Origin of the sequence: Streptomyces colwelliae, assembly GCF_048158785.1 — a bacterium.
In the GTDB taxonomy this organism is placed as follows: domain Bacteria; phylum Actinomycetota; class Actinomycetes; order Streptomycetales; family Streptomycetaceae; genus Streptomyces.
In genome coordinates, this window is the sequence record NZ_JBLTJC010000404.1 from 1 (window position 1) to 8,816 (window position 8,816).

At 69.6% G+C, this 8,816-nt stretch carries 6 protein-coding genes; all 6 read right to left on the bottom strand.

Annotated elements, in window-relative coordinates:
• Positions 1–1,227: MFS transporter (locus ACNFOC_RS45565; protein ID WP_416964887.1), on the bottom strand; the 1,227-nt coding region annotated here is incomplete at its 3' end.
• A 116-nt stretch (positions 1,228–1,343) separates the two neighbouring features.
• On the bottom strand, positions 1,344–3,602 hold the full coding sequence (locus ACNFOC_RS45570) for a mannosyltransferase YkcB-related protein (RefSeq protein WP_416964888.1): 2,259 nt from the start codon (positions 3,600–3,602) through the stop codon (positions 1,344–1,346).
• Positions 3,599–5,095 (bottom strand): bifunctional glycosyltransferase family 2/GtrA family protein, encoded by a 1,497-nt coding sequence (locus ACNFOC_RS45575; RefSeq protein ID WP_416964889.1) that lies wholly within the window; start codon positions 5,093–5,095, stop codon positions 3,599–3,601. Before ACNFOC_RS45575 ends, ACNFOC_RS45570 begins: the two co-directional genes overlap by 4 nt.
• A gap of 13 nt (positions 5,096–5,108) precedes the next feature.
• Entirely contained in the window at positions 5,109–6,743 is a 1,635-nt protein-coding gene (locus ACNFOC_RS45580; RefSeq protein WP_416964890.1) for a sensor histidine kinase, read from the bottom strand.
• The gene (locus ACNFOC_RS45585) at positions 6,740–7,480 is read right to left on the bottom strand and encodes a response regulator transcription factor (protein ID WP_019054929.1); all 741 of its coding nucleotides are present in this window, start codon (positions 7,478–7,480) and stop codon (positions 6,740–6,742) included. The genes ACNFOC_RS45580 and ACNFOC_RS45585 overlap by 4 nt, the downstream gene beginning before the upstream one ends.
• A gap of 220 nt (positions 7,481–7,700) precedes the next feature.
• Complete coding sequence (locus ACNFOC_RS45590) at positions 7,701–8,582, bottom strand: amidohydrolase family protein (RefSeq protein WP_416964891.1); 882 nt, start codon at positions 8,580–8,582, stop codon at positions 7,701–7,703.
• Positions 8,583–8,816 lie beyond the last annotated feature (234 nt).

Here is an 8,816-nt window from a genome sequence, read left to right on the forward strand (position 1 = left end):
CTCCCCCAACGTCCCGTTGATCCCGGCCCCGACCCCCGCCTTCTCCGGCGGAATCGCACTCATGATCGCGTGAGCCATCGCCGGATTAGCCACAGCCGCTCCCGCCCCGATCAACAGCAGGCCCACCAAAGTCCCCGCATACCCTCCGGACGCCAGCGACGCGATCGACACCAGCCCCGCCGACATAAACACCATCCCCAGGGCGATGGAAACCGGCGCCCCGAGCCGCTTCGTCCACCTCGCCGCCAGCCCCGAGAAGTTGAGCGCGACGATCGCCAGAGCAAGCGGCGCCGTACGGACACCCGCCTCCAACGGGCCGTAGCCCAGGACGAATTGGAGGTGCTGGGTGAGCAGGAAGAGTGAGCCGGCCATGCCGAAGGTGATGAGGACCACCCCGGTGACCGCGCCCGTGAAGCGGCGGTCGCGGAAGAAGTACAGGTCGAGCATGGGGTAGGGGACGCGGTTCTCCCAGTACGCGAAGGCGGCCAACACCACGATCGCCACCCCGCCGGTGAGCAGCACCCGGCCGGACGTCCAGCCGTGCGCCGGGCCGGAGATGATCGCGTAGACCAGCGCGGCCATGCCGACCGTCGAGAGCAGGGCGCCCAGGAGGTCGGGGCGGTCGCCGCGGGGGTTTTTCGACTCGGGGACGAGGGCCACCGCTGCGACCAGCGCCAGCGCCGCCACCGGGATGTTGATCAGGAAGATCGCGCCCCACCAGAAGTGGTTCAGCATGAAGCCGCCGAGGAGCGGGCCGGTCGCGAAGCCGAGGGCGTTGACGGCGGCCCAGATGCCGATGGCCTTCGGCTGTTCCTCGGGGGCGAAGATCTGCATCACGACGGCGAGGGTGGTCGTGATGAGCAGTGCGCCACCCACGCCCATTCCGGCACGTGCGGCGATCAACTGGCCTGTGGACTGGGCGAGTCCGGCGACCAGCGAGCCCGTGCCGAACAGCACCAGGCCCGCGATCAGCATCTTCTTACGGCCGTAGCGGTCGGCCGCGCTGCCCGCGGTGAGGAGGAGTCCGGACTGCACCAGCGAGTACGCGTTGATCATCCACTGGATGTCCGCGGTGCTCGCGTCGAGTTCGCGGGTGAGCGAGGGGATCGCGACGTTCAGGACGGTGTTGTCGAGCAGCACGGTGAGCTGCGCGAGGCAGATGACTCCGAGCACGATCCAACGCTTGGGATGGCCCTGGAGGGTTTGGGGGCCTGAGGAAGTCGGCATGTTGTACACCGTAGAACAGTCCCTATACGGCGTACAACAGAGATATGGCGGACGCGAAGAGGGGCGGTGACCGGGTGGTCACCGCCCCTGCTCAGTGGAGAACCGTCAGCCGGGTGTCAGCTGCTCGTCTTCTGCGTCAGGTCGTAGAAGGTGGCCGAACCGACCGTCACCTTCTTGTAGTTCTTCTCGACCCACGAGGAGATCTGCGAGGAGCTGCCCGTGCTGCTGCTGCCGCCCATTCCGGTGCTGCCCGAGATGAAGTAGTGGATCTTGCCGTCCGCCACGTACTTCTTGAACTGGGCCAGCGTCGGGGACGGGTCGGTGCCGTTGAAGCCGCCGATCGCCATCACCGGGTCGCCGGTGGAGAGTTGGTAGCTCGCGGCGTTCTGGGAGCCGATGGACGCGGCGACCCAGGTGTACTTGCTCGCGTCCGTCTGGAGGAGCTTCTTGGCCGCCGAGGTGACCGTCGCGCCGTTCAGCAGGCCTCCGACGCCACCGCCGCCCATGCCGCCGTCGCCGCCCGTCTGACCGCCGAAGCCGCCGCCCTGGTTCTGCGTGGTACCGCCGCCACCGGGGGTGGTGCCGGTGCCGCCGCCAGGAGCTGTGCCCGTGCCGCCGCCGGGGAAGCCGCCGCCCTGGTTCTGGGTGGTGCCGCCGTTGCCGCCCTGCTGACCGGGCATGGTGCCCGTGCCGCCGGTGCGGTTGCCGCCGCCGAAGCCGCCTCGGCCGCCGCCGCCCGGACCGCCGCCGCCGCCGCCCATCATGCTCGCGCCGGCCGGACCGGCCGTCGGGATGGAGCCGGTGTGCGCGGAGTTGACCGTGGAGAGGGTGTACGCCGCCGGGCCCGCCAGGCCCGCCACGATGCTCAAGCCGACTGCCGCGAGGGCGAGTTGGCGGCCGATCTTCGCGACGAAGATCAGGCCGAGCGCGCCAGCCAGGGAGCCGAGGAGGACCAGCCACTTCAGCCAGGGCAGGTAGTCGGGGGTGCGGTTGAGGAGGACGTAGCCCCAGACGCCGGCGGCAACTACCGCCGCCGCCAACGTGATTGACGCCCAGATCTCGCCGCGCTTCTCCCACAGGGAACCGGCGCCGATACCGATGACGGCGGCCATGTAGGGGGCCAGCGCGATCGTGTAGTACTGGTGGAAGATGCCGGCCATGTAGCTGAAGACGACCAGGGTCGTCACCAGCGAGCCGCCCCACACGAGCATCGAACTGCGCCTGACCGACGTCCGGTTGAGCTTGCGCGTGGCCACCAGGCCCGCGACGAGGAGGATCAGCGCGGTGGGCAGCAGCCAGGAGATCTGGCTGCCGATCTCGGAGTTGAACATCCGGTCCCAGCCGGTGGCACCCCACTGGCCGGTGCCGGTGCCGCCACCGCCGCCTCCGACACTGCCGGTCTCGTCGCCGCTGAGGCGGCCGAACCCGTTGTAGCCGAAGGTCAGTCCGAGGAAGCTGTTGTCCTGCGAACCGCCGATGTACGGGCGGGAGGACGCAGGCCACAGTTCTACGATCGCGACCCACCAGCCGGCCGCGGCGACCAACGCGCCCGTGGCCAGGCCCAGTTGGGCGAACCTCTTCTTCACGCTCACCGGCGCGCAGACCGCGTAGACGATGGCCAGCGGCGGCAGGATCAGGAAGGCCTGAAGGGTCTTCGCCAGGAACGCGAAGCCGATCGCGACTCCGGCCCACACCAGCCACTTCGTACGGCCGTCCTCCAGGGCCCGGACGACGAGGTAGCAGGCGACCGCCATGAGCAACGCCAGTGCGGCGTCAGGGTTGTTGAAGCGGAACATCAGGGCGGCGACCGGGGTGAGCGCCAGCACGGCGCCCGCGATCAGACCGGCCTGGGGGCTGTGCCGACGCCGTACCGCCGCGTAGACGACCGCGACCGTGCCGACGCCCATGAGGACCTCGGGGACCAGGATCGCCCAGGAGTTGAGGCCGAAGATGCGGACCGAGATCTCCATCGGCCACATGAAGGCCGAGGGCTTGTCGACGGTGATCGCGTTGCCCGCGTCGAGCGAGCCGAACAGGAACGCCTTCCAGCTCTTGCTGCCGGCCTGGACCGCCGCCGAGTAGAAGGAGTTCGAGTAGCCGGACGCGCTCAGGTTGTAGAGGTAGAGCAGCGCCGTCGCCAGCAGCATGCCCCAGAACGCGGGGCGCGCCCAGCGCGGGTCCTCGGGCCGGCCGCGCCACAGGCGGCGGCCGAGCGGCTGCTTCGGCTCGCCGGACTGGGGGGCCAGGGTGTCCGCGGGCGCCACCGGCTCGGCCACGGCCGTATCTCTGCCGGTGTCGCTGTCACCGGTAGGCGGCCCCCAGGACGAGGGGCTGCCTCCTCCCGGGTAGGTCGTCTGATCGGTGTCGGTGGTCATCGGGGATCCCTCGGATCGGTGTCGTGGGGACGCACCGGCTGCAACTGCATCGTCGCGTCCCTCCAGGTGCCGTCCGCGGCTTCACCGGCGCGGAACTGGGTGGTGTTCGGGGAGGTGTCGTACGCGCTCTGCTGCGGTTGACGCTGGGGCAGCGGGGCGTACGAACCGGGGTTCTGCGGGTGGTGCGGTGCCGTCGAATAGGTCGGCGACGAAGGGGTGTTGATGGCTACGACCGTCGACTCCCCGGCGCTGTCGCCGCGGTCCGGGAACACCCAGGCGCGGAAGAGCAGGAAGCGCAGGACGGTCGCGGCGAGGTTGGCAGCCACCAGGACCGCGAGTTCGGTGGAGTGCGCCGGGTCGCTGCTGGCCGCGTTCAGTGCCGCGAGCGAACCACTGGTCAGCGCGAGGCCGATGGCGAAGACGACGAGGCCCTGTGCCTGGTGGCGGACGGCGCCGCCCCGGCCGCGGACCCCGAAGGTCAGTCTGCGGTTGGCGGCGGTGTTGGCGACCGCCGAGACCAGCAGCGCGAGCGCGTTGGCGATCTGTGAGCCGCCGAACTGCCGGAAGGCGCTGTAGAGGACCAGGTAGAAGAGGGTGGAGAGACCGCCGACCACGCAGAACCCGACGAGCTGGCGGGCCAGCCCCTTGGGCACGTCCTGGATGTCGCGGTCGCGCGGGTCGTCACCGAAGGGCCGCGTGACGCGGTCGAGCGGCAGCGAACCGGAGGCCAGGGCCTTGCCCACGCGCCACACTCCCTTCAGGTCCTCGGTCGCCGTCTTGACGATGTGGACGGTCGAGTTCGGGTCGTCGACCCAGTCGACCGGCACCTCGTGGATACGGAGTCCGGCACGCTCGGCCAGCACCAGCATCTCGGTGTCGAAGAACCAGCCGGTGTCCTCGACGAGCGGCAGCAGCGCCTGGGCCACATCACGCCGGATCGCCTTGAATCCGCACTGGGCGTCCGAGAAGCGGGCCTGGAGCGAGCCGCGCAGGATCAGGTTGTAGGTCCGGCTGATGAACTCGCGCTTGGCGCCACGCACGACACGCGACGAGCGGGCCAGCCGGGAACCGATCGCCAGGTCGGAGTGACCCGAGATCAGCGGCGCCACCAGGGGGAGCAGCGCGTTGAGGTCGGTGGAGAGATCCACATCCATGTAGGCGAGGATCGGGGCGTCCGAGGCGGACCAGACGGTGCGCAGTGCTCGACCGCGCCCCTTCTGCTCCAGCCGGAACGATTTGACCTCGGGGATCTCCGACTCCAGCCGCGCGGCCACCTGAGGGGTGGTGTCGATCGACGCGTTGTCCGCGATGGTGATGCGGAACGCGTACGGGAACGTGCGCTTGAGGTGCTCGTGCAGTCTGAGCACACATGGCTGGAGGTCCTTCTCCTCGTTGTAGACGGGGATCACTACGTCCAGGACAGGCGTACCGGCGTCTCCGGCCGGGAGGTGCTCCCGCGCCGGCAGGGTGCCGGGAGAAGAGTCGGTTCGCATGCCCCGACTCTCCTCAAGCGCCCTGTTGCACCCATGTGGTGGCACTGTGCTGTGCCTGTGAGTGCGATTGCCAATTCGTTTCGGGGGCGGGCGTGGGCACAGCCGGTGCAAGGGCGGGCAGATGCACGGTGAACACAGTGCGTCCGGGAACGCTGTCCACGGTGACCGCGCCGCCGTGGGCGGTCGCGACCGCCTGCACGATGGCGAGCCCCAGACCCGTCGATCCCGTGGAGCGGGACCGCGCCGAGTCGCCGCGCGCGAACCGCTCGAAGACATGCGGCAGCAAATCGGGCGGGATGCCCTGGCCGTTGTCCTCGACGTCCACGCACATCCACGGCCCGCGCCGCTGCACGCGTGCGGTGATCGTCGTACCGGGCGGTGTGTGCTTGCGGGCGTTGCCCAGCAGGTTGATGAGCACCTGCTGGATGCGGGCCGCGTCCGCCGACACGAGGGCCGGTTCGTCGGGCAGGTCGAGCCGCCAGTTGTGGTCCATGCCGGCCGCGCGCGAGTCGCTGATGGTGTCCACGACGAGCGGGATGAGGTCGGTCTGGTCGAACTGGAGCGGTCTGCCCGCGTCGAGCCGGGCGAGGAGCAGCAGATCCTCCACGAGGAGGGTCATGCGGCCCGCCTCGGACTCGATTCTCCCGAGGGCGTGCTTGGTGTCGGGCCCGGTCTGTTCGCGCCCGCGCCGGGTCAGCTCCGCGTAGCCGCGGATGGAGGCGAGGGGCGTCCGCAGCTCATGGCTGGCGTCCGCGACGAACTGCCGTACCCGCATCTCGCTCTGCTGTCTGGCGTGCAGGGCGCCGTGCACGTGGTCGAGCATCCGGTTGAGCGCGGCGCCGACCTGGCCGACCTCGGTGTGCGGGTCGGTCTCGGACTCGGGGACGCGTTCGTTGAGGGTGACTTCGCCGGTGTGGAGGGGGAGTTCGGAGACCCGGGTGGCGGTGGAGGCCACGCGGCGCAGGGGGCGGGTGGCGACGCCGACGAGGACGTAGCCCGCGATGGCGGCGGCCACCAGGCCGGCGCCGGTGACGCTGAGCTCGACGAGGATCAGGGTGTTGATGGTGTTGTCGACCTCGGAGGTCGGAACGGCGACGTAGTAACTGCCGCTGTCCCCGCTCTTGTACTCGACACGGAAGTCGCCGACTCCCGGGATCTCCACGGTGTGCTGCTTGCCGTCCTGGGAGACGGAGCCGAGCGCGGCGATCTGGTCCTTGGTGAGCTTCTTCGGGGTCATCTGAAGGTCGCTCGTCTGCTTCACACCGCGGCGGGCGTCGGTGATGGAGCCGTTCTCGACCTTGGCGATGATCGTGCCCTGGGGCTGCGGGCCCTTGGTGACGAAGTCGGTGAGGGAGGTCGCGCGGGCCTGCGCCTCCGTCTGCGTCTTCCCGTCGGGCGCGCCGAGGGTGCCCTTGGGCTGCTGGCCTCCGGGCGGACCGAACGAGCCGGACGCACGCGAGGCGGACTCGTTCAGCTGGCCGTCCAGCTGGCCGTACAGATGGGAGCGCAGCGCGAGCGTCGTCACCGTACCGATCACCGCGCACACCACCGCGATCAGCGTCACGGACGCGACGACGAGCCGTGTCCGCAGGGTGCGCGGCTTACCCGCTCGCTTCTTCTGCGCACGCGGCCGTCGTCGCCCGCTCATGACGCCGCGGGCTTGATCAGGTAACCGGCCCCACGCCGGGTGTGGATCATCGGCTCACGTCCGGCGTCGATCTTCCGTCGCAGGTACGAGATGTAGAGCTCGACCACATTGGCCTGCCCACCGAAGTCGTACGACCACACACGGTCGAGGATCTGCGCTTTGCTGAGTACACGCCGGGGATTACGCATGAGGAAGCGCAACAGCTCAAACTCGGTCGCGGTGAGGTGGATGCCCTCTCCGGCCCGCGACACCTCGTGGCTGTCCTCGTCGAGGGTGAGGTCACCCACGACGAGCACGGAGTCCGAGCGGCGGTCGGCGGCACCGGAGCGGCGGATCAGTCCGCGCAGCCGGGCGACGACCTCTTCGAGGCTGAAGGGCTTGGTGACGTAGTCGTCGCCGCCCGCGGTGAGTCCGGCGATACGGTCCTCGACGGCGTCCTTCGCCGTCAGGAACAGCACCGGCACGTCCGGCAGCTCTCTGCGCATCCGTCCGAGAACGGTGAGGCCGTCCATGTCCGGCAGCATCATGTCGAGGACGACAGCGTCGGGCCGGAACTCGCGCGCGGTCTGGATCGCGCCGGTCCCGTCACCCGCACTGCGGATCTGCCAGCCCTCGTAGCGGAGGGCCATGGACAGCAGCTCGGTGATCGACAGCTCGTCGTCCACCACAAGCACTCGGACGGGGCTCCCGTCCGGCCTCAGCAGTTCGGTGCGCCCCTGGGGCGAGGTCGTGGTCATAGTGGACACCTTGTCGGGGTCCCCTAAGAACACGCTTTCCGGAGTCTGTGATTTTCCTGAGAAACTCACAGGCACCACTCAGGGAACACCTTGGAACCCCTTGCCCAGCGCTCATCCTGCGGTCACGGAGCCGTGCATCCCCGCCGCACCGGCCCCGACCTCTCCCGCATCTCCATGTTCTCCACGCATCACCCGTACCCGTCGGACTCTCAGCTCGCCCTCACGGTCCGAACAGCCGCGCCCCGTTGTCGTGGCAGACCGCGCGCAGCCAGTCCTCGCCCAGGTCAAGCCGCTCCAGGGCGTGCAGCTGGTGAACGTACGGATACGGAATGTTCGGGAAGTCGCTGCCGAGCAGCACGCGGTCCCCGAGGGCGGCGAGGCGGGGGAGCGCACCGGGAGGGAAGGGCGCGAGGCGTTCGCTGAAGTCCGTGAACGCCATCGTCGTGTCCAGCCGCACCTCCCCGTACCGCTCGGCCAGGTCCAGGAAGTCCTCGTACTCCGGCATCCCCATGTGCGCGACGACCAGCCGCAGCCGCGGATGCCGGGCCAGTACCCGCCCGATCGGCTCGGGCCCGGTGTGCTTGCCGGGCGCGGGACCCGACCCGCAGTGGATCACCACCGGCGTCCCGCTCTCGGCGAGCAACCCCCAAGCGGGGTCGAGGAGTTCGTCGGCCGGGTCGTACGCCCCGACCTGCACGTGCGCCTTGAACACCCGCGCGCCGGCATCGAGGGCACGCCGCACATAGTCCTCGACTCCCGGCTCCGGGAAGAGAGTCGAGGTGTGCAGACAGTCGGGCGTGCGCGCGGCGAAGTCGACGGCCCAGCCGTTCAACCACTCGGCCATCCCGGGCTTGTGCGGATAGAGCATGGCGGTGAAAGCGCGTACTCCGAACTCCCTTATCAGCGCGACCCGTTCGGCTTCCTCCGTCCGGTACGTGATCGGCCACTCGAGCGCTCCACCGGTCGCCGGCCCGAGCGCATCGAAGTAACCCCAGACCTTGCGCAGCACCCGCTCGGGCATGAAGTGGGTGTGCACGTCGATCAGCCCGGGGAGCCCGAGCCGCCGCCAGAACGCCTGGACTTCGGCCGCCTCAGCATCCACGTCGTGATCCTCCCTCCCTATCGCACCGGTCCCCGCTCGTCCACAGGGAAGTCGGACGTCCCCGGAAACACCTCGGCGGTCACCGGCCCACAGACGATGTTGAAGGTGTCCAGCCGGTACGGCCAGTCCCGGCCTCAGAACAACCCCTCCTGCACCCCCGGCACCTCCCGCCTGAACTCCCGTACCGGCACGGTGAATCCACCCGTGTCACCCCCGACGCCCCCGGCCGGGATC

Coding starts and splice junctions, on each gene's coding strand:
- ACNFOC_RS45570 (WP_416964888.1), bottom strand. CDS start 3,602: ATGACCACCGACACCGATCAGACGACCTACCCGGGAGGAGGCAGCCCC.
- ACNFOC_RS45575 (WP_416964889.1), bottom strand. CDS start 5,095: ATGCGAACCGACTCTTCTCCCGGCACCCTGCCGGCGCGGGAGCACCTC.
- ACNFOC_RS45585 (WP_019054929.1), bottom strand. CDS start 7,480: ATGACCACGACCTCGCCCCAGGGGCGCACCGAACTGCTGAGGCCGGAC.
- ACNFOC_RS45580 (WP_416964890.1), bottom strand. CDS start 6,743: ATGAGCGGGCGACGACGGCCGCGTGCGCAGAAGAAGCGAGCGGGTAAG.